Annotated in this window: 14 protein-coding genes; 4 read left to right on the forward strand and 10 right to left on the reverse strand. The window is 45.7% G+C overall.

The features are described from left to right. Window positions 1-74: 74 nt before the first annotated feature. The 6 genes from U2F10_RS35795 to U2F10_RS35820 all read right to left on the reverse strand — a co-directional run bounded on the left by U2F10_RS35795 (window position 75) and on the right by U2F10_RS35820 (window position 7,391). A complete protein-coding gene (locus tag U2F10_RS35795; RefSeq protein ID WP_499874843.1) occupies window positions 75-536 on the reverse strand; it encodes a hypothetical protein in 462 nt (153 codons plus the stop codon). Between the two features lie 226 nt (window positions 537-762). Then, window positions 763-942 carry a DUF4278 domain-containing protein gene (locus tag U2F10_RS35800; protein ID WP_499874844.1) on the reverse strand — a complete coding sequence of 60 codons (180 nt, stop codon included), beginning with the start codon at window positions 940-942 and terminating at the stop codon, window positions 763-765. A 602-nt stretch (window positions 943-1,544) separates the two neighbouring features. Next, complete coding sequence (locus tag U2F10_RS35805) at window positions 1,545-2,516, reverse strand: class I SAM-dependent methyltransferase (protein WP_499874845.1); 972 nt, start codon at window positions 2,514-2,516, stop codon at window positions 1,545-1,547. A gap of 511 nt (window positions 2,517-3,027) precedes the next feature. Continuing rightward, complete coding sequence (locus U2F10_RS35810; protein WP_499874846.1) at window positions 3,028-6,276, reverse strand: ATP-binding protein; 3,249 nt, start codon at window positions 6,274-6,276, stop codon at window positions 3,028-3,030. Between the two features lie 68 nt (window positions 6,277-6,344). After that, complete coding sequence (locus U2F10_RS35815; RefSeq protein ID WP_499874847.1) at window positions 6,345-7,058, reverse strand: peptidylprolyl isomerase; 714 nt, start codon at window positions 7,056-7,058, stop codon at window positions 6,345-6,347. 108 nt (window positions 7,059-7,166) lie between these two features. Further along, window positions 7,167-7,391, reverse strand: a complete 225-nt coding sequence (locus U2F10_RS35820; RefSeq protein WP_499058328.1) for a hypothetical protein — start codon at window positions 7,389-7,391, stop codon at window positions 7,167-7,169. Between the two features lie 164 nt (window positions 7,392-7,555). Between U2F10_RS35820 and U2F10_RS35825 the strand changes: the two genes are divergently transcribed. Beyond that, the gene (locus U2F10_RS35825) at window positions 7,556-13,219 is read left to right on the forward strand and encodes an AAA family ATPase (RefSeq protein WP_499874848.1); all 5,664 of its coding nucleotides are present in this window, start codon (window positions 7,556-7,558) and stop codon (window positions 13,217-13,219) included. 216 nt (window positions 13,220-13,435) lie between these two features. Beyond that, complete coding sequence (locus U2F10_RS35830; protein ID WP_499874849.1) at window positions 13,436-14,734, forward strand: response regulator; 1,299 nt, start codon at window positions 13,436-13,438, stop codon at window positions 14,732-14,734. A 196-nt stretch (window positions 14,735-14,930) separates the two neighbouring features. Here the strand turns inward: U2F10_RS35830 and U2F10_RS35835 are convergent, their stop codons facing one another. Next, complete coding sequence (locus U2F10_RS35835) at window positions 14,931-16,334, reverse strand: sensor histidine kinase (protein WP_499874850.1); 1,404 nt, start codon at window positions 16,332-16,334, stop codon at window positions 14,931-14,933. 303 nt (window positions 16,335-16,637) lie between these two features. Between U2F10_RS35835 and U2F10_RS35840 the strand changes: the two genes are divergently transcribed. Continuing rightward, complete coding sequence (locus tag U2F10_RS35840) at window positions 16,638-16,889, forward strand: hypothetical protein (protein ID WP_163665529.1); 252 nt, start codon at window positions 16,638-16,640, stop codon at window positions 16,887-16,889. Here U2F10_RS35840 and U2F10_RS35845 read toward each other — a convergent pair. After that, window positions 16,879-17,535, reverse strand: coding sequence for a DUF928 domain-containing protein (locus U2F10_RS35845; protein WP_163665531.1), 657 nt, complete (start codon window positions 17,533-17,535; stop codon window positions 16,879-16,881). The genes U2F10_RS35840 and U2F10_RS35845 overlap by 11 nt on opposite strands. Before the next feature lie 394 nt (window positions 17,536-17,929). Between U2F10_RS35845 and U2F10_RS35850 the strand changes: the two genes are divergently transcribed. Further along, window positions 17,930-20,398: a CHASE2 domain-containing protein gene (locus tag U2F10_RS35850; protein WP_499874851.1), complete on the forward strand. Its 2,469-nt coding sequence runs from the start codon at window positions 17,930-17,932 to the stop codon at window positions 20,396-20,398. 33 nt (window positions 20,399-20,431) lie between these two features. Here U2F10_RS35850 and U2F10_RS35855 read toward each other — a convergent pair whose 3' ends face one another. Next, window positions 20,432-21,688: an adenylate/guanylate cyclase domain-containing protein gene (locus tag U2F10_RS35855; RefSeq protein WP_499874852.1), complete on the reverse strand. Its 1,257-nt coding sequence runs from the start codon at window positions 21,686-21,688 to the stop codon at window positions 20,432-20,434. 130 nt (window positions 21,689-21,818) lie between these two features. Continuing rightward, window positions 21,819-25,379 carry a two-partner secretion domain-containing protein gene (locus U2F10_RS35860; RefSeq protein ID WP_499874853.1) on the reverse strand — a complete coding sequence of 1,187 codons (3,561 nt, stop codon included), beginning with the start codon at window positions 25,377-25,379 and terminating at the stop codon, window positions 21,819-21,821. Window positions 25,380-25,630 lie beyond the last annotated feature (251 nt).

Consider the following 25,630-nt stretch of genomic DNA (forward strand, 5'->3'; position numbering starts at 1 on the left):
CTGGATTTTATCCCATAAAAAAGCCTCCACCTGGTCGGCAGAGACTTGGAGTGTGTGTAGGAGAGTCTGATCTGTTAGCGGACGACGGACTTAGTACGAGCATCCAGTGCATCTAGCCGAGTTTCCTGGATATTGTCGATAGCTTTAGTTCGAGCATCCAATGCTTCCAAACGAGCAGCTTGAATATCCTCAACCGCTTTGGTTTGGTTATTCAGGTGCTCAAGGCGTAGCTTGTGAACGCTGTTCTTAGTGCGAGCATCGAGAGCGTTTAAGCGCTCAGCCTGGATATTCTCAACAGCTTTGGTACGAGCATCGAGAGCATCCAGACGAGCCGCTTGGATATCTTCAATGGCCTTAGTCTGGTTGTTGAGGTGCTCAAGGCGCAGCTTGTGAACGCTGTTCTTAGTGCGGCGGTCGAGGGCTTCAAGGCGGGCTTCTTGGATATTGAAGTTAGCAGGCTCAACAGCGGAGGCAACGGGTGCGATCGCAGCAGAGGCAACGAGAACAGTTAAAGCAGAAAGAAGTGTGCGTTTCATAGTTAAAGCTCCTTTGGGAATCGGTGATTGACTTCATTGATTACAAGAATGCCGGGGTTAGCTGAACGCTATCTGACCGATAACTGAAGGTTGCTTAAGGGGTTTCTGAGATTGGCTGAGTAAACTAAGTGATCAGCATCACAGGTTGCTCAAAGCCCAATAAAAAAGCCTCTGACACTGCTGTCAGAGGCCGTTCACTGTGCTGTATCGAACGTTGGAATTTGGCTTAGCCGCTGTAGCGAATGCCGCGATAGGTGAGGCTGCGAGCAGCAGACTGAGCAGGCATGGCCTTGGGGGCTCTCATTTTGAAGGTGCGACCCATAAAGGACAGCTCAGTATTGGTTTCGATGGTTTCAATAGTCTGGGCAGTGGGAGTGTAGGATGCACCAAGATGAGTGAGTTTCATAGATAAAGTCCTGATAGGTGTGTGAGTGTGTCGGTGGGCGTTCGAACTCCGAGGGGGTGGATGAACGTTGTTTTGTTTGTTCTGAGTAGGGAAACAGCGGGCTGCCTATCAATTCCGATGGACGTTTTGTGATCGTTGTTACAGGTGGATGTGCGATCTCTCACTTTCGAGCCATCCCTTTTCTGCCTACGCGATACTACAGCCTCGCTTCAAATAAGAAGCCCTCCACGGACACTAAGGTTCACGGAGGGCTTCGGGTTAGATATAGAGGGTGCCTAAAATTAGGAAAGTAATACAGGGTTCTGTCTACTTACCTAACTCTTAGACGATATAAGGTTCGAGATAGGACGTTATGCAATAGTTTGTCTGTGAATCCACTGTACGCCGGGCAGTGGCACACTAACCCCTTTGCAGGATAAGCCCACTGTCTGCTTACACAACCATCAAGTTTCCTTGGTTTGTGTCTGCGATCACTGTGGAGTGGACTGATTGGGTATTGACTAAAGGATTCAGAGGTTCTCTGATGCTATGGCCCAGTGAGGTGTGTGGAATTTAATTGATTTTGCTTGCTAAGCTACTTGAAATCTTATTTGATAGCCCTTTTATTTTGTAGCAATGATGATTCTATGGCGAGGATTACAAGCCTTAGTGATTACAGCATTAAACCCGATCTGCTTCAAAGCAGTTTCTATATCAAAGGTATAGTAGTCGTCACTCCAGGGTTCGGTACTCTTCATAAGGGTTGACAAAATGGGATTCAAATTCTGAATATGGGGAGACTTAGGATCGATGTCCACCAGGGCTATGCTGCCTCCCTTACGCAATAGACGAAAGGCTTCCTGGCAAATTTTCTGGGTTGCCTTGCGAGGCAGTTCGTGGATAACGTACTGTAGCGATACTAAATCAAAAGAGGCATTAGGTAAGCCTGTTTCCTCTGCCTGAGCATGACGCCATTCGGCAATTTCATTGTTGGTATCGCGATATTTTGCTACAGACAACATATAAGGGGAGAGATCTAAACCGACAGTGCGAACTGCGTGGTTTTGGCGTTGGGTGTAGTGCTGATGGAGATATTGAGTGGAAATGCCGATCGAACAACCCACATCAAGGAGATTTTTGACATCATTTGGGCCATATTGATCGAGAACTTGATGAATATTAGTGCGTAGCTTTGCCTGGGCTGCCTCCCAACTCAAAGCTGGCCAAATTCGTAATGGCATGGCGTAGGTAGCTGGTTCCGTTTCAAACGCTGCAATCCAACATAAGTTTCCTTTGGCATAAGCGTGAAAAGGGGCCTGATAATAGTCAGGATAGGTAACAGTAGGATTGTTCAACTGAGGTAACCATTTTTTTACATCAGAGGTTACCAATGTCTGAACTGTCTCACGCCATGGAATTCCTTTTCTCTCTGCCTTTTTAATCAATACTTGTCGGGCTTGCTGTTTCATTAAGGCATATAATGGCTTGGTACTGATTAACCGATTAACAAAATGAGATAGCCAAGTATCTCCAGCCCAGGCAGGAGTCTGCTTTTGAAAAGAGATAGTCTTATTAGTCATAGTCTTACTAATCATGGTGTTTGGCTCCTAGGATATTGTGTGTAGGTTTTGTTGTGATGATCTAACTATGGCAAAAAAAATCGGCGAAAAAAATTCCGTTTTGTTCAGGTTTATTTAGGAGAAGGTTCAGGTTTATTCAGGTGTCATGAAAATAAGTGCTCGAAATTAGTTGAATGGGGTGAATAGCTCACATCTAATCAATGGGTATCAAAAACTTCAGGAGCAGGAGCAAAAATCTGCCAGCATAACTAAAGAGAAAATTTTTACTGCCGCTCGGCAAGAGATTACTCGGGCAAGGGAGCAGTATTCTCATGTTGGGACGTTTGAATTTCTATGGGTGGTGAGATCGCGCTACTAATGGCAGCTGAAGGATTACTGGGTGATTGTGCTGTGGCAAATCCAGCACTACCATTCAACGTCGAACTCTTAATTCCGCTATTAAGTTGGACCAACTTTATGTGTAACTTACGGCGCGGTAAGAGTATAAGTTGCCGCATCCAAATCCTGAACTTGTTTCTTAACAGCCCTAAGTCTCTAGTAAGCTAATAATCTCATCAAACTGATAATTCTCAACTAAGGCATTGAAGCGAGCAACAATAGCATTTCCCCTTTTATTTAAAGCACCATTGGACGTCACTGATATCTCACTAAGTAGCTGTTTTACCCGTTTACCCTTAAGGGAGCTAGCTGCCTGTTTTAGCTCGCTCACCCACTCAGTAGGCATAGCTTTTAGCGCTGCTGCTAGCTCATCAGTGGTAACAGGTTCAGGCGTTGTAGCGTTAGTCAAATTAGGGGGAACACTGACCGAGTCATAGACAAACTCAGCTCCCAAATGTTCACTAATCTTTTTCCAAATACTCTCTTCTTGAAACGGCTTGAGCACAAAGTCATCAAACCCAGCCTGACGCATTAATTCCTGCTTACCTTCGAATACGCTGGCTGTCAGGGCAATAATTATCGGAGATTTTGAGTTTTGAGTTTTGAGTTTTGAATTATCTCTCTCGACTTCCTCTGCCTCTGCTTTTTCTGCCTCTTCTCGAATCCAACGAGTCGCTTCATAGCCATCCATCTCAGGCATTCTCAAATCCATCCAGATCAAGTGGGGCTGCCACTCTTTCCAGGTTTCTATCGCCTCTTGCCCATTACTTGCCTTTCGGACCGAAAGGCCAACCGGTCTGAGCAAATCTAACATGACCAAACAATTATCCGGTTCATCATCCACAATCAACATGCGATAGTCAGGTTGATCTGGCACTAAACCGACCACCTTCTCGGTGTAACGTTGCACCGGGAAAGACTCACTGTCAGCAATCTCAATTGGCAAAGACACCTGAAAACAGGTGCCTAAACCAACGGTACTGCTGGCCGTTATCTTTCCTCCCATGAGATTGACAAATTTATCTGTAATCGATAGCCCTAAGCCACTGCCCTGCTTAATCTTATGTCCTGCAGTAGTTTGTTCAAAGGGAACGAATAACTGTTCTAAATCCTCCTTAGGAATACCAGGCCCCGAGTCTTCTATATCTAAGTGCAAAGTAGGCTGTTGAGCACTATCCACACTAGCCTTTAAGGTCACGGTTCCTTTTTCAGTAAATTTCACCGCATTGCCGACTAAGTTAATCAAGATTTGCCGTAGCTTCCCTTCATCAACATAGATATGCTGGGGTAGACTAGCATCAGGTTCTATGCGAAACTGCAACCCTTTTTCTTGCACTTTGAGACAAAACATCCCTTGAATGTCTCTGAGAGTTTCATGCAAATCACAATATTTAGCATTGAGCACAATTTGCCCTGCCTCAATTTTGGACATTTCCAAAATATTGTTGATCAAGGACAGTAAATGCTCACCGCTGCGGTTGATAATAGTTAGACGCTGCTGCTGCTCAGGCTTAAAGGATGTGTCTTTGCCAAGAATTTGGGTGAAGCCAATAATGCTATTGAGAGGGGTGCGGAGTTCATGACTCATATTGGCCAAAAATTCTGATTTGGCTCGGTTTGCACTTTCTGCTTTTTCCTTAGCCTGTTGAAGTTCTACTTGAGTGGCTCTAAGAGTTTGCAACGTTGCCCTCAGTTCTTGGTTACTTTTTGCTAATGTTTGCTGGCTTTGGGCAAGGGATTCAGTACGTTTGGCTACCTTTTGTTCCAATACCTGGTTTGCCTGGGCCAACGCTTCTTCGGCCTGTTTGCGAGCACTGATATCACGCACCATGATCAGCACCTCATCATCTCCTAACCCTGAGATACGCACCTCTTCATCCTGGATCTGACCATCCAAAATCATGCGGTGTTCGTAGACTTGCAGTTCTCCTGTTTGTAATGCCTGCTGAATATGATGCATTCTTTTTTTAGCCAAATCAGATGGTAATGATTCATCCACCGTGTTACCAGGCAAAAATTTGGTTACACCATAAACCCGTTGCAAGCGATTGTAACTAACAATGTCTAAATAGGTGCCATCTCTCTTTGCATGGATAAGCAGATCAGGAATGGCTTCAACAATGGCACGATTAGTGGTTTCACTCTGCTGCAGTGCCTCAAAAGAATCCTTGAGCTGACTGGCCATTTTATTAAAGGCTCCGGCCAGGGTATCAATATCGGCAATGGGGCTGGGGACTATTTGCTGCTCTAAATCTCCTTGAGCTAGTTTTTCTGAGGCTTGGGCCATGGCCATTACTGGGGCCGTAATCCATCGGGCAGTGGCAATGCCAGAGAGGATAGCGACGGCCAGTGCGATCGCACACAAAACCAACGTATTACGAGTATTTGTATCAATCTGGGCCGTAAAGTCTGCCCTGGGAATCACCACCACCATCAGCCAGTCCAGCCCACGGCCATCTTGAATTGGAGTGACCTGTAAAAATTGCCGCTGGCCATCTAGCTTAAACGTAAACCGCTGACTGGTTGTAATGTGTTCAAAACTGTCAAACTGCTGCAATAAATCTTCGGTAGCGGCATGAATTAAGGGATGGCGGCTCTTTATTGCCGCCAGTCGTTCCTCTTGTCGATTTACCTTTAGAAACGGAGGTTCTGGTACCGAACTGGCAACAATATTCCCTGAACGTTCAACAATAAAGACCTGGCCATTGTCACTGACATTCAGCTGTCGTAAAAAGTCGCTGATGTTAGATAGTGTCAAATCCACCGCCAGCACCCCTAACAGCTGGTCCGCCACTACGGGTACAGCATGGGTAATCCCCAAACGGGGAGGATTCGCAAATACGTAAATTGGGGACCATGTAGATTGCCCAGCCGCCACGGCTGCTTGATACCAGGGGCGTGTTCTTGGATCAAACCCATCCTGATTGAGTAACGTTTTGCGATCGCCCTGCTGATCTAACTGATAAATCTCTCGGTTAGGGACTGTGCGCTGATCTTTGATTCTTAAGGTGGTGAGATCCTGATTCTCACGCCATATACCGACAAACTCTCCATCAGGATTACCAAAATAAACATAGGGAACGGCTTCAGAGATTTGGATCTGCTCCCAAAAGTAGTGGGCCATAGCATCGTAGTCGGTCAAATCAAAATACCCCGCCTCAATTGCCGCCACATTGAGTTGTAAAAACTGGTGAGGAGTATCAGCAAAGGTTTTGACATGGGTTTCCACCCCTGTAGTCACCTCATCACTGATCTGCTTGACCAGATCATCCACTGACTTCTGAGCATTACGAAATGCTAACCAGCTTGTCAATCCGACTGCTGCCATAAGTTGCACAACAAACGACACCACCAGGGCCTGACGAAGACTGAGCTTAGCGTTTTGAAAATGGCGCATGAATCTAGAGACAATAACGCTTATCTAGTCCATTGGATTTCGTTTAAGGATAGTGCGATTCGAAGGATTTAGGTCATACCTTTCATCTGTGCTGCCAACCAGGTGTCAAAGCATTCATCCAGTAAACGCTGTTTCAAGCTATCGTTTAATTCGGCAGACACCCGCTCTTCCAGCCGCAAGATAACAAACCATTCGCCAATGGGAATGGGAAACCATAGCTGACCTACTTGACTCACTGACAACAGTCGCGCAATAGCAGGATGAGGCTGCATCAGAGACACAGGCCCCACTAAACCACCCACTTCAGCTGATGACCCTTTAGAGTAGGTTTTTGCTAGGTTAGCAAAGGTATCTTCGTTTTTCTGAATGCGAAAATAGATGTCTTGGGCCAGATTGCTATCGCGGGTACGAATGAGCGAATAGATCACCTGGTCAAAATCATGTTTACGTTTGGCATACAAAGACCCTAGCTGATGCGCCCATTTATCCTCTTTAAATCGTTGGACTTTAAACTGGCGAATGGCTAAGGCTTCTAATTCGTCTGGCACCAGCCCTCGTTGACGACAAAATGCCTGCTGGTTTTCTACTGAGAATAAGTTATATCGCATGTCAAACTGCTGACAGGCAATTCTAATATCGTCAGGTGTGAGTTGAATGGATGCGATCGCTTGATCAATGATCAGATCTCGCTGTAATTGCGGCAGCAGTTGGTAGCGTTTGAGTAACGGTACCAAATCCATCGTACTAAGGGCTTGGGCATCAAATTGCAAGGTTGTATTCATGGCAGTGCCTCCTGAGAAAATGCCATGGACAAGGTCCAATATCGCGGAAAGCTACAGCAAAAAAAATACCGAAAAGTTCAGGTTTATTCAGGTTTAAATTCAGGTTTTTCAAAACGCTTTAGCTAATAGGACAATCTCATAGCGATCAGATAGAAATTCGCTATAGTCTGCCAAGTCATCTAACCCAGCCGCTCCTAAAAGAACTTCGCCTAATGCCCACAGGGTCAAACCAGTCATAAGTTGCTTCCATTTCCATGAACCAGAACGGCCATGGGCAGAGCGAGTCAAGTTCTGAGTTCTTAATGACGACGTTATCGGGATAATAGTCTGCATCACTTAAGCCCCTTACCGCATAGCCAATCGTTTGAGATGACTCAAGTATTGCGGTGATAGCAAGCAGAAAAAATCCCGAAAAGTTCAGGTGTTTGACCAGAAAAGGTTAGGAAAATTCAGTATGATCTTAGCTATCCCTCAAAATGTGACGGAGATTGGCTCAGTTGCTTCAATCATCTCAATATCACATTCAAAATAAGATTTACGAAAGTACACAGTCCCTGGTGTATCGAGGAACTGTGCTGTCGGAGGGAAACGGTTTGACCCAGGGACAGACTGTCATTATCAAACAGCTTAAAAACAATTATCCGTCCTCAAAGGCTTTAGCACGTTTCCGCCAGGAATATAGCATCTTGCAACATCTTGCCTTTCCTGGGGAGGCCAACTTTGGGACAAACCTGTCCCCTTCCACAGAAAACGAAACATCAGCTGGCAATGAATATATTGTTCAAGCCTATGGATTAGAATCCCATGAAAAAACTCTTGTTATTGTTCTAGAGGACTTTGGCGGTAAGTCCCTCAAAAATCTGCTTCATGGTGGGGCAATGGCCATAAACCAGTTTCTCACCATTGCCATCAAAATCACCCAGGCATTAGGATACATTCACAGAGCCAATGTGATCCATAAGGACATTAATCCCTCTAACATTGTTTTCAATGAGATCTCACAAGAGTTAAAGCTGATCGATTTTGGTCTCGCCACCCAGGTACCCCAAACCAGTGTCCGGTTAGAAAGTCCAAATGTATTAGAAGGCACCCTGGCCTATATTTCCCCTGAACAAACGGGTCGGATGAACCGGCTATTGGACTATCGCACAGACTTTTATTCTCTGGGGGTGACCTTCTACGAACTGTTAACTCAAACCGTACCGTTTTATGCCGACGATCCCTTAGAAGTCCTCCATCAACATTTAGCTCAATCCCCACCCTGTTTACAAGAAAAACGACCGGATATACCCACGGTTATTTCAGACATTGTTCTAAAGCTGCTGAGTAAAACAGCTGAAGAGCGTTACCAAAGTGCCCAGGGTATTCAGGCAGACTTGCAGCGGTGTTTACACCAGTTAGAAACCGAGGGAACTGTAGAACAGTTTAGCCTGGCCAGTCAGGATTATCCCCACCAGCTCAAAATTCCCCAAAGACTCTATGGTCGTGCAGCTGAAATTAACCAGTTGCTCGAAATCTTTAACCAGGTAGCCACGGCAGAAAAGACCGAGTTGTTGTTGGTCACGGGTCATTCAGGCATTGGGAAATCGGTCCTGGTTCAGGAAGTTTATAAACCTATTACTGAGAAGAAGGGATATTTTATCTCCGGTAAGTTTAACCAGGTGCAGCGAAATACCCCCTACGCGGCTGTAGTGGATGCATTTAGCAACCTGATACGGTTATTACTGACTGAGGATCAAGAGCGACTGCAATCTTGGAAACTAAAACTGCTGCAGGCCTTGGGAAACAGCGGTCAGGTGATTGTGGATGTGATTCCAGATTTAGAGTTGGTCGTTGGCCCTCAGCCCGTTGTCCCTAAGCTGGGGGCAACAGAAACCCGCAATCGCTTTAATTTAGTTTTCCAACGCTTTGTTCAAGTCTTTAGCGATCCCACCCACCCCCTGGTAATTTTTCTGGATGACTTACAGTGGGCTGATGCGGCAAGCCTCCAGCTGATCCAACTGATTTTGACCAATCCTAAAATGAAGTCCCATCTGTTTATTGGGGCCTATCGGGATAATGAAGTCAGTCCCACACATCCCTGGATGATGGTGCTCAAGGCCTTGAAGGAGGAAGGTGTTAACCCTCGCCACCTGGCTCTCCACCCCCTGACCCACCAGCATATCCAGTCCCTGTTATCGGATACATTCCGCTGCGATCTGACAGCTGTTGATATCCTTGCCCAGCTAATCACCCAAAAAACCAACGGTAATCCCTTTTTTGTAAACGAGTTTCTCAAAACCCTTGCTGCCGAAAACCTGGTTTACTTTGATAGGCAACAGTGTCATTGGCAATGGGATATTCAACAGGTTCAAGCTCAAGACATTACCGACAATGTCGTAGAGCTAATGTTGGTCAAGCTGAAAAAGCTACCTCCAGACACTCAGCAGCTGCTCTGTCTAGCCGCTTGTGTAGGGACCCAATTTGACCTGAAAACCTTGGCTGTTCTTGAGCGCAAACCAGATACAGATATTGCCCCAGACCTGATGGTGGCTGTCCAGGCCGGACTGATTTTAACCACATCACAAACAGATGCCAATTTACTGATTCAAGAATACCGATTTTTACATGATCGGGTGCAGCAGGCTGCCTATGACACCATGAGCGACAGCCAGCGGCAACAGCAACACCTGTCCATTGGCCAACTGCTATGGCATACGGTTCCAGCAGGAGACTGGAGTGATACCCTGTTTGATGTTGCTGATCACCTCAACATTGGCCGCAGACACAATACCGATACAGGCTTTCCATTGAAGCTGGCTGAACTCAATTTAAAAGCGGCTCAAAAGTCCAAAGATGCTACTGCCTACGACGCTGCCCACACCTATCTTGATGTGGGGCTAGATTGTTTACCAGACAATTGCTGGAATAATCACTATTCCTTGACTCTGGCGCTGCATCAAGCCCAGGCAGAAGTGGAGTACCTTCTGGGTAATTTTGACATCTCCCGTCAACTGTTGGAAATTGTTTTAACCCAAGCTCAAACGGTCATGGACCGAGCTGAGGCATATAACCTACTGGTAATTCAGTCCACCCTTAAAACTGAGTATGCCCAGGCACTGGATTACGGTCGGCAGGCACTACAGCTGTTTAACATTGACTTTCCCCGAGAGAATTTTTCAGCAGCCTTTACCCAAAGCTGCAACCATCTTCAGGCCCGTTTGGACGATCGTCCCCTGGCGTCACTGCTAGAGCTGCCTGAAATTGTTGATCCTGAGCAACAGCTCGCGGTTAAAATCCTTTCTAATATTGGGTCAGCAGCCTATCGTTATAACCAGGCTGCCTGGCAAATCGTCGTTGTTCTGTCCATTAACCTGTTTTTAGACCATGGCAATGTAGCTGAGTCGTGCTATGGCTATTCCAACTATGGCACGCTGCTGGGCTCAGCCTTAGGTAACTATGAAGCCAGCTATGAGTCCTGCTTAGTATCTCTCAGACTGAGTGAACGATATAACAATTTAACTCAGAAATCGCGGGCCTGCTTTATTTTGAGTAACTTTGTGCACTCATGGGTCAAACCTGTCAAAGAGGCCGACGACATCAACCAAACCGGGGCACAGGTAGGTTTAGAATCCGGTGAACTGCAATATGTGGGCTACACCATCAGCTATCGCATTTCCAATTTGTTCTTTCAGGGCAAAAACCTGGAAGCCTTAATGGTGGATTTGCAAGATGCCCTAGCGTTCTGTCGCCAGGTCAAGAATCAGTGGGCTATCGATGCGCTACGGGGATATGAGTTAGTTCTCCAGCAGTTATTAACTCCTTTGGCAGAGGCCCCAGCTGAAGTCTCTGCGGAGGACGACCTGGCTCAGTTACCCGCAGCAGTGGAAACATCCTATATTCAAGCCTGTACAGACCACAAAAGTTTTAGTGGCCTCTGCCGCTACTACATTCTCAAAGCCATTATGGGCTATATGGACAGGGAGTTTGAGCTAGCCCTGGACTATGCCCGACAAGCCAGGGAACTGCAAAGTTATATTCTGGGGGTGATTTCCAATGCTGAACTCAACCTGTACACCTCCCTTATTTTGATCCAACTTTATCCAGAGGCAACTCCCCAACAGCAAAGGGATTACCTGGAAGAAATTTCAAGTCTGCAGCAAGAACTTAAAAACTGGGCCAACACCTGTCCTGAAAACTTCTTGCATAAGGTTTGGCTGGTAAATGCAGAACTCGCTCGCCTTGACGAGCGACCATGGGAAGCGTTTGGGGGGTACGATCAGGCAATTACAGAGGCAGCAACCCAAGGATTTATCCAGGATGAAGCCTTAGCAAATGAGTTGGCAGGTCGGTTTTGGTTATCACAAAACAAGCGAGATTTTGCCCAAACCTACTTGCAAAAGGCCAGCTATACCTATCAACTTTGGGGAGCCCATGCCAAAGTGAAACAGCTGAAGCGGCACTACCCAAATCTGTTGGCGATCACCAGCCATTCCCCCAGAGGGTACATTTTTGATTCCCAGTCTACGGCAGTGCAGTTTAGTCTCGCGTCGGGGACTGAAACCGTTGATTTCCAGTCTTTGATGAAGGCGTCCCAGGCCATTGCCCAGGAGATTGTCCAGGAGAAGTTGCTGGGGCAGCTGATGAAAGTGGTGATGGAAAATGCCGGGGCCCAAACCGGCCATCTCATTCTTGAAAATCAGGGCCAGTACAGGATTGAAGCAACTGGAGCAGTCAATAAACCGATTCGGGTGTTGATGGGGTTACCCATTCAGGGGCATATTCCCACTGGGCTGTTTAACTATGTGGTGCGGACTCAGAAGAGTGTGGTGCTGACGAATGCGATCGCACCCGACGCCACGGATCAATTTGCCGACTTCGCCCAAGATCCCTACATTCAGCAACACCAGCTCAAGTCTGTACTCTGTACTCCCCTGGTACACCAGAGCAAGCTAGTCGGCGTTCTATATTTAGAAAACAACCTGGTAGAAGGAGCCTTTACCCGCGATCGTCTGCAGATTTTGGGTCTCCTTTCCACCCAAATAGCCATCTCATTAGAAAACTCACAGCTTTATACCACCCTGGAGCAAAAGGTGGCAGAACGCACGGTTGAACTGAAGTTGGCCAGGGATGAAGCCGAAATGGCTAGCAAAGCTAAAGGCAAGTTTCTTGCCAACATGAGCCACGAGCTACGCACCCCCCTCAACTCCATTATTGGCTTTAGCCAAATTATGGCTAAGGCTACAGACCTGGCAGAGACCCATCAAAAGCGTCTCAATTTGATTCGCCATAGTGGGGAACACCTGCTGCACTTAATCAATGACATTTTGGAACTCTCTAAATTGGAGGCTGGTAAGCACCCCCTAAAGGAGAGTCTATTTGAGATTATCCAATTAACAGAAACCATTCAGGCCCTCTTTCAACTACGGGTGGAACAGAAAGGATTGAGATTTTTCATCGAGACTGATCCAGATGTCTCGCCTCAGTTTGTCGGTGATGAGAAAAAGATTCGTCAGGTGCTATTAAATCTCTTGAGTAATGCGCTCAAATTTACGAACCAGGGACACATCGGTGTGCGGGTGCGGCCTTGCTCTGAGGCTGAGCAGCCATGCTTAGAATTTAGTGTGGAAGATACCGGCGAAGGCATTGCCGTCGATGAACTACCTAAATTATTTGTCCCCTTTGAACAAACTGACAGTGGCACTAAATCCAAAACTGGCACTGGTTTAGGTCTCTCTATCAGTCAACAGTTTGTCAAACTCATGGGGGGAGAGTTTCAGGTTACAAGTCAACTGGGAGAAGGCACAGTATTTTCCTTCACGGTTCAAAGCCAAAGTACCGTTGAGGCAATAGAACCACCAACACTTGAAGCAAGATTAGACCCTGCTGTCCAAACAAAAAATCATGAAGTCGAACCCGACGTTTCAGATTTAGGGGAGCTAGCAAAAGGAGCAAACACCCCAATCACATCTAGTACCATTGCCCAAGCCCTGACCACGATGCCTGCAAACTGGTTAACCGAACTCAAACAAGCCTCACAGCGGCTTAATGGTCGCCAGGTGATGAAACTCCTGAACCAGATGCCAGAGTCTGAAATAGCGGTGGCTAACCATTTGAAGCAACTCGCCGAAAATTATGACTACGGTCAACTAACTACCCTTTTGTCAGGTCATCCAGCCTAGGGCTTGTCAAAAAATAAGCTTATGGTTTTACTCAACGACTCAGATAATGCGGCTCAGATAATATTTATAACCCTATCCACAATGAATCTGAAGGGTTTGCTACACTCACGACAGTTTAAGCTTTCTCAACCACTGTCATTGCAGTGGTTGAGAAAGCTGATTTTCTACGGTCAACTTACTCTTCTGAACGTAGGCCAGATTTAATAAGCGTTATCCATGAGCGACACTGACAGTATTCTAGAATTTGCTGAAACTCTTATCCACAAAAAGACAGACACGTTCTGTAGTGAGCTACAACGCCAAATTTTGATTGCCGCTCTCCAGGGAGAACGCAAAACCTATGACCAGATTGCTGAAGAATGTGGATACTCAGCTAAATATGTCAAGCAAGATGTTGCGCCTAAACTTTGGCAGCTGATTTCTCAATCATTGGATCAAAAAGTTACAAAAGCTAATGTGCGCGGGCTCCTAGAACAGACGATGCGCAGTGCTGCCCCTGCTCCTAAACCGGTTACGGCACCAATTGCCGCTGCTGCTGCTGCAGCGGCTGTACCACCGGTCACACCAGCCACTACAGCGCCAACCGCTGTACCATCGGTTAAACCTTTATCAGGTTCTACCATTTTGCTGGTGGACGATCAGCCTAAAAACCTGAGGCTGCTATCCGATTTGCTCGAAGAGCAGGGCTATGAAGTCCAGCAGGCCATCAATGGCACTGTGGCGCTGCAAGCCGTTTCGCTAGAACAGCCAGATTTGATCTTGCTGGACATTCATATGCCCGATATGGATGGGTACACCGTCTGTCAGCAGATCAAGGCGAATCCAACCACCCAGGAGATCCCTATCATTTTTGTCAGTGCCCTGGATGAAGCGTGGGACAAAGTCAAAGCATTTTCGGCAGGGGGGAGTGACTATATTTCTAAGCCCTTCAAGGTGGTGGAAGTGCTGGCCAGGGTAGAAAATCAGCTCAAGGTACAACAGCTGCAACGTCAGCTCAAGGCACAAAATGCTCAGCTGCAGCAGGCGATTCAAGAACTACAGCGCCTAGCTGCTTTGGATGAATTGACCCAGGTGGCCAATCGTCGTCGATTTGATGCCTATTTGCTGCAGTGTTGGCAGCAGGCGGTACAATCCCAAATGTCTTTAAGTTTGATGCTGGTCCAGGTAGATAATTTTAATTTTTATGGGGAAGGGGGAAACCCGACAGCGGGCGATCAGTGTCTAACTCAAGTGGCCCAGGTGCTGAAGCAAACAATCCAGGGTTCTAATGATTTGGTTGGTCGCTATGGCACGTTAGTCTTTGCCATCGTTTTACCGAATACAACAACAGCAGAGAAAATGGCCCAGAAGTTGTTGCAAGCTGTTGAGAAAATTGATCAAACCCTGAGTATTGGGATAATCACAGCGCAGCCGATAGCGGATATGGGACTGGAGGCGTTTTTAGAGGGATGCGATCGCGCTCTGCAACAGGCCAAACAAAGCGGCGGCAATGGCATCAACATAGTGTCGTTGTAACCCTTTAACGCTCAGACCGATATTATTTCTCACTGGGGGGCAGTACTCAGGTTTGTGTTACGGAAAGCGCGATTGCTGGTTAATCGATAGATGCCGTAGCCATGCTCTAGCGTATCAAGTCCCAGACCACGATCAACAGATTGCCCACAAAAGCCAACAACACTTTTATCATCATTCCAGTTTAAAGCCTTAGTTTTTAACGCATTGTCATCTCAGTTATCTTGTTGAACTGATAATTTTCGGCTAGTTCTCTCAAGTGGTGCGCAAGGGCTGCTTTCTCCTCTGATACTTGCTGAATCAACTGCATCACCTGTTTCCCCTTTAATTGGCTCGCTGCATAATGTAGCTCTTTTAACCATTGGGGCGGCATATCATTTAGCATTTCATCCAATGATGCTGCAGTTGATGACGATAATGACTCAATTTTGTTTATATTATTCTCTTTGATTTGAATTTGACGCTCTTGACCATCAAGCTTGGATAAATGCTCAATAGCAGAAGCTACAGACAGCTCTGCAGGTATCTCCACAGACATCATCTCATCAGAATATTGGTAAACAGGTATATGGAGTTCAAACTTAGAGCCGACTCCAACTCGGCTATTGACTGTCAATTGACCACCCATCAATTGAATAAATTGCCGACTGATGGATAACCCTAACCCAGTTCCTTGATGGATATTACGACCTACTGAAGTTTGTTCAAAGGGGGTAAAGATGACTTCGAGATCACTCTCAGCAATCCCAGGCCCAGAGTCTTCTACTTCACAGTACAACGTACATGGAGTTCTAGACGATGTTTCCCCTTGTTGCTCAGCTGCCAATGTTTCAAAACTAACCCTAAGACACACCTGACCAATCTCTGTGAATTTAATGGCATTATCTAATAAATTGATTAAAACTTGTTTTAATTTTCCGGCGTCCGTTTCAACATACTGAGGTAGTTCAGGAGAGTAATTGAGGATCAGCTCTAAGCCTTTGGCATCTGCTTTGAGCTTAAACATAGCCTGCATAGCCTGCAAAAGTGTATGCAAATTGATGATGCTTGGATTAACAATGGTTTTACCTGCTTCCAGCTTAGACATATCTAAAATGTCATTGATCAAAGTCAGCAGATGCTCTCCACTTCGATTGATGATAGTCAGTTGTTCTCGTTGTTGAGAACTCAGGGACGGGGTATTTTCTAACAGTTGGCTAAATCCCAAAATCGCATTTAAGGGTGTGCGTAACTCATGGCTCATCCTAGCCAAAAACCTACTTTTAGATTGGTTTGCCAACTCAGCAGTCACCTTAGCAATACGTAGTTGATGCGTAATATAGTCCGAGTGTTCCAGAGTAGTGTCAAGCAGAATCTCTAAATCTATTTTTTCACGCTCAAGCTCGCTGATTGTTTTTTGCAGTTGAGTAAGAGGATTATGCTCACACTGTTGATCTTCGGACGTAACAGTAGGTTCTTTAGAAAGAGTTGACTGAGGTGCTCCCAATGTCAACAAGTACGATTGAATAACTGTGGATGAATCCAGACCAGACTGCTCGCAATAGGCTACTAAATTTTTTAGTGCCTGCTCGCTAAGTTCTACAGTTAGATGTTTTGTATCCATGGGCAAACCTGAGCATAGGTCCGATCAAGTTCTAACTATTCTTGCACATATAGCTGGTATCTAGAAGTTTGTATCATATGCCACCAGGTATTTAGAAAATACTGGTAAAAAGTGGGCCTAAGGATCCATTTCTACGTAGAAACCCAATTAAACTGAACTTTTACCTGAATAAATCTGAACTTTTCAGGAATAAATCTGAACTTTTCAGGATTGATTTTACTAAAAGTAGTTGTCATAGTGAGATTGTAGAATCCCATAGGCGATGCAGTGGGCTGTCAGTAATTTTCATCACTCCTCTGTTCGATGATGTTTTCTCAAACCGACCTTAAGTACATTGAGCTGGAAATGCTTTATAGCATTTTGAGCGATGATACTCCTTATCCTTGGAATCCTGCAGAACCAGCCGCCGCTAACTACTTCGACAGCATCGAAACACCCGATGATTTTTGCGATTTACTCAAAAATAGTGAATCCCAGTGGCTCCAATTGCTACGACAGTTAGAGTCCCACTGGGAGGATGAGTCGTTCAATCTCTCGAAGTCGATTACGGATTAATATCTGAGTTACCAATGATTTCAATAACTTCAGATAAGTACTGTTTCTGAAGGGAGTCTTCTTCGGAAGCAGCTAAACTGGATAATAGTGTTTGTACAAAACTCACATCTTCTGAGGCACTCAATGCTTCCTTAAAAGCATCGTACCAGTAGCCGGCTTCTGCATAGAGTGATGCCTTCTCTGAGGCTGTGGGAGCTAGAGCTACAGCAGCAGCCAGCTCTGCTGGAGGAGAAACGATGTCAACCTCGGCTATAAAATACTCCTGATAAGTGGGATTATCCAAATCGCAGTCAATGTTGACCTCCCAAAGATAACGCCCATCAGGTTCTAAACCGACATCTTCAGGGATTGAAAAACTCATAATTCCTGGGATAGTGTCTTCATACTCTGTCTCGTATAGTAAGTTTTCTTGGTCAATTGTATAGAGAGAAACTCTAATGCGATAGGGGTCAGCTGTCGGGACAAACCAGGCTAGGGTGGGGGTGATCGTAGTCGTTTGCCCCACATGATTCATCAACGTTGGAGCTAATCCCACTAGCGGTACATCATATATTCCTCGACAACCACGTGAGCCATTTGAACCAGTTGCAGTTTGCGGAGGACTACCGCTGGGAGGATTATACTGTTGAGCGTGAACAGGATTCAACGGCAACGTTAACAGTAAAGTCCCCAGTATTAATTGATAACAACGTTTTGAAAACAAAGAGCTTTTTTGTGAGGGTCTCATAGCCATATATTGAAAATTTTTAAAGTATTTCATAGTTCTACGAGAAGATCCTGTTAATTTCAGTCTCAAGCCATCGTTACCCCACACTATAATCCGACCCTGATAAAAGGTAATAGTTTCTACGGAAGGAGGGTAACCTGAGACACTCATCATTCTCTACACACCATTTCCCACAGTTTTAAGGTGAATACCGGATGTTAAGACATGCAAGGTGTACTGATCAGATGGCTAACTCTAACTCCAAAGATGATTTCAGGCGATGTAAACTTTGGTTGCAGCTAGAATAATGACACTATCTTTGGGAGACGACTGATTGATTTTTGGGACCTGGGGCAGTATTCGTAACCAGATAGCAGTTTTACAAGTTGGACTGCTACCCGGTTTGCTGTTTCTAGGCTTAATTACAGCTGGCCGCTTGGCAGGGGCATTTCAACCTTTGGAATGGCAAGCTTTGGATGCTTTTTTGCGATCGCACCCCCAAGAACCCACCGATGAACGGATCTTGCTGGTCAGCATCAACGAGGAAACCATTCAATCCATCGGCACCTATCCCATCCCCGATCGTCCCCTTGCCAAAGTGCTACATACGCTCCATAGTCACGAACCACGGGTCATTGGTTTAGACTTATTTAGAGATCTACCTGTAGAGCCAGGTCATAACGAGTTAAGAACCACTTTGCAAGATATTGAAAACATTATTGGCATTGAAAAAGTCCTTTATCCTATAATTCCACCGCCACATACAATACCTGCAGAACGTGTGGGGTTTGTTGACGCCCCTTTTGATCAAGATGGTTGGCAACGCCGTGCCATTCTCGGCACCCAAACAGATCAAGGGTTCCGATTTTCTTTGGCATTATTATTAGCTCAAACTTATTTAGAACAAGAAAACATTCTTATCGGCAATGGGTATAAGGATCCGACCACCATACGCTTTGGTGATACTGAAATACCCCGTCTTCAATCCAATTTTGGCAGTTATGTAAATTTAGATACGGGTGATGGCGCAGTCCAAACTTTGCTCAATTTTCGTCAAAGCGCTCAACCCTTTAGGGTAGTGACATTTCAGGATGTGTTATCAGGCAATATCAATCCTGATTGGATTCGCGATCGCATTGTTCTCATCGGCGTCACTACACCCAGTATCAAAGACTATAGCAACGCAGCAACCCAATCTGTCATTAGCCCAGAGCTAGATTTTGTCTATGGTGTTGAAATCCAAGCCCACACAGTCAGCCAAATTATTAGTGCCGCCCTTGAGCAACGTCCCTTATTTAGAAGCTGGTCAGATCCAGAAGAATATCTCTGGATTATTGGCTGGGGGCTAGTCGGGATTGCTCTTGCAGGATATACGCGCAAGCCTCTGCATGGCCTACTGTGGGTTTCCCTTAGCACTGCCACTATCGTTGGCATTAGCTATATCATGCTGTTAACAGGTTGGTGGATTCCCTGGGTACCTGCGGTTGCCAGTCTATTGTTAAGCAGTGCTGGGCTGGCAGCTTTTTACCAATACGATCGGGTTATCCAAACAAAAGTCAAAGCCCAGCAACAGACCGTTGCCATTCTAGAAGAGGCAAAATCTGCTCTGGAATTAACCGTCGCTGAACGCACCGCTGAATTGCGACAGTCCAACGTAGAACTCAATCAGGCCAAAGAAGTTGCAGAAGCGGCTAGCCATGCAAAAAGTAACTTCCTTGCCCACATGAGTCACGAGCTTAAAACGCCCCTCAACGCCATCTTAGGATTTAGTCAACTTGTCGCCAGTGATAACAACATTTCTGCAACAAGTCAGAAACGCATACAGATGATTAGCCAGAGTGGAGAACATTTACTGGAACTGATCAATGACATTTTATCAATGGCTAAGCTGGAGTCAAACCAGCAAACTCTACGCCAAGATCCCTTCGCCTTGAGTACTCTAATCACCACGATTGAGTCTTTATTCCGACTGCGTATAGAACAGAAAGGGCTACAGTTTATAGTTGAAATTTCACCCACTATGCCAAAGGAGCTGATTGGAGATGCCCCCAAACTTCGGCAAGTGTTGATTAATTTATTGGGTAATGCCTTAAAGTTCACCCAAGCTGGGTATATAGCCTTACGCGTGGGCCACACAAAATACCAACAAAGTGGCCTCTCTCTACAGTTTGAAATTGAAGATACGGGTGAAGGAATTGCCGAATCTGAGTTATATAAGCTGTTTATTCCTTTTTTACAAACTGAAAGCGGCGAAAACTCAAAGACTGGCACTGGCTTAGGGTTACCCATTAGCCAGCAGCTAGCCCAGTTAATGGCTGGGGATATTCAGGTTAGTAGTCAACTTGGGAAAGGGAGCATCTTCACTTTCACAGCTCACGTGTTGGTTAAGTCAGACAAACTAGGGAGTAGCAAATCTTCTACTGATACTGTTATTTCCCATCAAAAGATCCTAAAAGTACCAGCCACAACTGTAGTTCCTTCCGCTGTGGAAGTTCCAATTAATCTGGGTAACGCTGTTGAACAACCTGAGGACGCAACACTCGTAGAGAAAGAGGTGATCCCTGTAGATGTGACAACTAATAACAGTCTTACAGTAGCATTGGCTACCATGCCGCCAGACTGGTTAGTGAAACTACATCAGGCAGCTCAGCGGCTCAATGGCAAGCAAGTGAAAGTGTTACTACAAGACATCCCCCCGTCTCAAATATTGGCCACCAAGCAGCTAATGGCGTTTGCTAAAGACTATGAGTATGCAAAAATCGCGCAACTGGTAGATAGGTGTTTACAGCAGCAGGATGATTAAATCTGAGGTTATTCTTCCAAAGAATTAGGTATCCTATTTTTGTTTAAACTCCCAAATCCCCTGCCAATCATCAGGCAAGTCTTGCTGCTGAAGCAGCTGTAAACGGTCTAAATAAAGCTGCACAGCTTTATCAGTAGGATTTGCCTGAAGAACTTCTTGAAAACAAACCTGGGCTTTGAGCAACTGCCCCTGCTGATAAAAGTCTAGAGCCTGTAAATACTCTGGTAATGTTTTTAGCTTATTGGCCCGCATTGTCTCTTCTTCCGCATCAAGCACCTCGTAAACGGTGATGGGGGTGTGACGACCTTTGACAATGACCCGATCAATTAGACGCATTGAGTAACGATCAACATCTGTTAATTTTTGGAGAACGTCTTCTGAAATCAGCAGTTGCACCCCATAGTATTTAGTCAATCCCTCCAAGCGAGCTGTTAGGTTCACGTTGTCAGCCATGGCATCCAACTGCATGCGATGGCTCTCACCAACAATCCCCACCATCATCTGCCCCACATGGATCCCCGTGCCCACATTTAGAGTTACATAGCCTTTTGATTGGCGCTGTTGGTTATAGTCTCGTAGTCGTTGAGCTTGAGCAATGCTAGCTTGTAGAGCATCATCTACTCCATCGGGAAAGACGGCCATAATGCCATCCCCCATATATTTCATAATCAAGCCATGATGATTAGCAATTTCTGGGCTAATATCCCCTAAATAACTATTAATAAAGTTGAAGTTTTCCTGGGGAGTCATGGTCTCGGCCATTGTCGTAAAGTCACGAATGTCGGAGAACAAGATGGCCATTTCTTTACTCACATGGTCCCCCAGATGTAAGTCGATCACGCTCTCTTTTTGCAAAAAATGAAGAAATTCCTGAGGCACAAATCGACTGTAGGCTTGCAAGAGTTGCTCTAGGTGTTGATTATTTTTGATTAATGTTTGTTCATGGGCTTTGACAGCCAACACTGTTTCTGTAAATACCTGGGCCAGGGTACCCAACTCGTCAGCACGACTGATAACTGTTTCTAAGTGCTCAGGGGTGAACGCATTACGTTGAACAGCCGCTGCTGCTGACGTAACAATTTTCACCTGCTGAATGTAACTGGCCATTTCCCGCTTTTGCTGATTAAGCGAGTTCTCCAACACAGTAGAATGCTCGGTCACAATATTGATCAGCGTCTCCAGGCTTTCGCATTCACTCTGAGCCACTAACAGTGCCTGATGCAATCGTTCATTCTCTGCGGCAAGGTCAGTTGGTGACAGGTCATCAGGTTTAGGGGACACAGGGTTCATAGAGGATAATGGCACCTTTAACCTATGTTTACAAGAATGCATCAAAAAGCCAGCAGTGTTTAAAAATGGTAACTGTCCCAGAGATACCGTTGCTGAGCAGTGGTATAAGTAATGGCTAATTTCAAGCCATTTAATCTTGTGTCTGACAGGCAAATGCTGAATACCAGGGACTATGAGGTGTGACAGACGTTGCTTCTGCCGTCAGCACAATTTCGCCATTGTCATCTACAATCCATCCTTGAAACTCAGTGATTTGCCTGGGCTCTTGATGGTTGACCGTTGATGTCACAGGCCCTTGATCTGTGGTTATTGAGGTGTTTGGAACATCATCTAACGTTTCCCAAACTGCCAGGTCGCTTTGAGGGTTAAGCTGATCAGGCGATGGGGGCAACCCTCCCCGACCGGTCACCGTAAATTCCCCCAGGGCAGTTGCAATATCGCTAGCCCCCGCACCACACCCCTGGGCAACCAGTCGGGAAGCATCGACCAGCCCTGTGGGAAGTTGTACTAGATCATCACTGGGATCAACATCTGGCGTGTCAATTGTGACGCTACCTTGAAGACCAAATTCAGAACTAGCTGTAATATCGCTCAAGGGAGTCAAGGCTGGCCTAAACTCGATACCAAACAACCCCTGGGTGTTTACGGTGACATTCCCACCGTTGCCAAGGAAGGCATTGGCTGTGATGTCACTATTTTCGGTATCCACCGCCACCACAAAACCATCGGCAGTCGTAATGGTAACGTTTCCACCATTGCCAAAGCCCTGATCACGCCCGGCAGTGGCAGAAACGTTACTGCCATTACGCAAAAGCAAAATAGGCCCCAGATTAAGGGTAATATTGCCACCATCGGCACTGTCAGCTTCAGCTGAAATCAGCCCTTGGTCTAAACGAAGTTGTTCAGATGTGATAGCAATGCTGCCACTTTCGCCAGTGCCTTCACTATCAACTGCAATTCGACCTCCATTTTGTACCAGTACCAAACGGGGATTAATAATCACACTTCCTCCCATCCCAGTAGAGTCAGGGGTAGTACTAGCCTCAATAGCACTGTCAACACCATCTACTAAAACAGTATCAGTAACATTCAGTTCAATGTTGCCAGCATTACCCTCACCTGCAGTTGTTGCTTCCAGTTGAGCACCATTAGTAACAAAAAGATTAGGGGTTGTAATTTCTAACTCCCCACCATCTCCAGTTGCCTGTTCCAAGGTTTCAACGCTAGCACCACTGGCTCTATCATCCTGATTAACTTCAGCAAATGAGGTCAGGCCATCAAAGCTAGCAGATTCAGTAGCAGTAATTCTGACATTACCTGCCTTACCAGATTGAGTACTGGAGCTAATGGTCCCCCCCCTAGTAACAGCTAAGGTTGAGGTAGCAATATTGATATCTCCCCCCTGTCCCTCTGAACCTAAAAACATTTCGCTGAGGATAGCACTCGGCAAGGTGGGGATTGCATCCGGAATAGCTAAAATTTCTGGAATAAAAACAGCTCCATCTATAGTGATATCTTCCGCTCGGATAGCAACATTACCAGCATCTCCCATAGCTTCTGAACTGGTTCTGATTTGAGCTGCATTTTGCAGAGATAGTGAGTTGGTGGTGATATCAATGTCTCCTCCCATACCCACTGCACCGGGTTCAACGGTACTAAAAATGCCAGTGGCTTCAAAACTAGTTGGAGGTACAACTCTAAAACCTGATAGTGATATAGAATCAGCTGTTACAGTCACATTCCCTGCATTGCCATTACCAGCCGTTAAGGAACCAATCCGAGTGCCGTTAATAGCAACTAGTAAATCGGTATTGATAGTGACATCACCTGAATTCCCTGAAGCCCCAGGTGCTAGAACTCCACTGAGCAACTGGACTTCATCTAAGAAAATTGAATCACTATCAATATTGACATTTCCAGCATTACCAGGGCCAATCGTTATAGCCCCTATGCTAGAAAAGTCAGACTGAAATGAATCTGACTCTACATTAAAGTCTCCTCCTTGACCAGGGCCTAAGGCTCCGAAAAATACAGTAGACGCATTACCACCCAAATTAATAACTGGAGCCACCAAAGTAACATCTCCTCCAGTTCCAGCTAAAGAGAAACTGTCGATATCCGCATCATCTTGAGGTTGCAGAATTGCTGTTTCACTTCGCAGGGTAATACTCCCTCCTGGTGTCCCAAATGATCTAATATCTCTAGATGAAGGTAGAGAAATATCACCCCGAGCATCGATAACAATATTAGTGCCGGGACCGGCAGGTGGTGGAAACTGCTCCGTAATCGAAATTACTTCGATCGTCCCAGCGGGTAAATTAGCATTGGGCTGATACTGATTAGTCAGCAACACCAATCCACCGGGTTGTCCAATACCGATAGTACCTACAGTAATGTCAGAGCCAAGGGTTCCACCAGGATCATTTACAGTGACTGTAGCAGCGGGCTCAACAGTGGGTGTTCCAATGATGGGTGTTCCAGTAAACGGAGCCTGGTTCCAGTCAACACCAGCTCTCACATCCAGCGTAGTCTGAGTGTTGCCACTAATCTCTAATGTTGTTACACCATCAGATAATGTCACGTTACTGAGGGCACTGTAAGGAGTTGTTGTCCCAGGAACAAGCGTATTGTTATTCGGGTTAATGGTATTAGCTCCCGTATCAGGACCAGTAATCACGACGTCACCCAATTGAACGCTGCCCCCTGCTAACACATGCAGTGAAGGGCCTTCGTAGTTCGCCAGGGTCACGTTACCCACCGCTAAAACAATCGGGTCTTCTAGACTGAATACATTCGCTGGATTACCATTAGGGTCTTGGGCCTGAAATTCACCACCGGTTATAAAGTGAGCATCTGCTCGAATGGCATTGGGTGAAATCAATGTTAGATCACTGCCTGCAGTCAAGCCGCTGCCTGCCTGATGCAGAATATATAGATCAATCGTGTCACCTTGCAGAGTTAGATTGTTACCCGCTGAAGCGATAAATGAATGACTGCCACTATCCCTGGCCGTTAGTGTATCTGTAGCTAATAGCGTTAAATTTTCCCCCGCGCTTATTTGATTATGCAGGTTCAGACTTAGCCCTTGCAGGGTCAGGTCTTGCCCCGCAGTTAAATTGCCCTCATTGGTAATATTTCCTGTAGCAGGCAGCCAACTGCTAAGCCCCATCGGTGAGTTAATTGCTAGCAGAGGGGGAACATCCGGATTAAGGGCACTAAAAATATAGCCGTTGTCAAACGTAACGCCGTTAGATGTGGTGCCAACAAATGAGCCGCGCACATCCAACTGAGCCTCAGGGCCAAAGAGGATACCGTTGGGGTTAATTAGATATAAGTTAGCCTGTCCCAATGTGCCAAGGGTACCTAAAATACTGGATGAGTTTACTCCAGTTACCCGGCTAAAGATATTTTCAATATCCGCTGGATTGGCAAAATGTACCTGTTGACCATTTTGCACATTAAATTCTAAAAAGCTGTGAAAGAGATTTCCAGCTCGAATTGCTCCTCCGTCAATTCGATCCGTGAACCCATTACCCAAAGGAACATCAGGGGTAATAAAAGAACTTTCAATTCCTAGAGAATTATCTGGAATGAGCTGGGCATAGGCGGGAGCAACAATACTTAAACTGCCTACAGCCAATTGACTAACAGCTACAATACCCATGAATGCAAATTTCGTACCTTGCTGCATGGCTGTAAACCCTTTAGCGTAGATTTGAAGTGACTTTGCGCACAAGTGTACCGTGAAAAACCTTGGGAATAGGGTCTTTGCTTAGTAAGTATTTATTAAGTTATAGCGTTTAGTAACTATGGAGCGATTGCAAACTACCACTCCATGGCTGTTTGCGATCTCAATGAGCTTAAAACCAGTCCAATTTTTGTGGACTACCCTTATCCTCTAAATGCCAATGCCCCAGCCTCAATAGACAAGCACATTGAGAC

It is taken from the genome of Leptothoe sp. EHU-05/26/07-4, from assembly GCF_043421015.1.
GTDB classification, from domain to species: domain Bacteria; phylum Cyanobacteriota; class Cyanobacteriia; order Phormidesmidales; family Phormidesmidaceae; genus Leptothoe; species Leptothoe turfae.

Coding starts and splice junctions, on each gene's coding strand:
- U2F10_RS35795 (WP_499874843.1), bottom strand. CDS start 536: ATGAAACGCACACTTCTTTCTGCTTTAACTGTTCTCGTTGCCTCTGCT.
- U2F10_RS35800 (WP_499874844.1), bottom strand. CDS start 942: ATGAAACTCACTCATCTTGGTGCATCCTACACTCCCACTGCCCAGACT.
- U2F10_RS35805 (WP_499874845.1), bottom strand. CDS start 2,516: ATGATTAGTAAGACTATGACTAATAAGACTATCTCTTTTCAAAAGCAG.
- U2F10_RS35810 (WP_499874846.1), bottom strand. CDS start 6,276: ATGCGCCATTTTCAAAACGCTAAGCTCAGTCTTCGTCAGGCCCTGGTG.
- U2F10_RS35815 (WP_499874847.1), bottom strand. CDS start 7,058: ATGAATACAACCTTGCAATTTGATGCCCAAGCCCTTAGTACGATGGAT.
- U2F10_RS35820 (WP_499058328.1), bottom strand. CDS start 7,391: ATGCAGACTATTATCCCGATAACGTCGTCATTAAGAACTCAGAACTTG.
- U2F10_RS35830 (WP_499874849.1), top strand. CDS start 13,436: ATGAGCGACACTGACAGTATTCTAGAATTTGCTGAAACTCTTATCCAC.
- U2F10_RS35835 (WP_499874850.1), bottom strand. CDS start 16,334: ATGGATACAAAACATCTAACTGTAGAACTTAGCGAGCAGGCACTAAAA.
- U2F10_RS35840 (WP_163665529.1), top strand. CDS start 16,638: ATGATGTTTTCTCAAACCGACCTTAAGTACATTGAGCTGGAAATGCTT.
- U2F10_RS35855 (WP_499874852.1), bottom strand. CDS start 21,688: ATGAACCCTGTGTCCCCTAAACCTGATGACCTGTCACCAACTGACCTT.
- U2F10_RS35860 (WP_499874853.1), bottom strand. CDS start 25,379: ATGCAGCAAGGTACGAAATTTGCATTCATGGGTATTGTAGCTGTTAGT.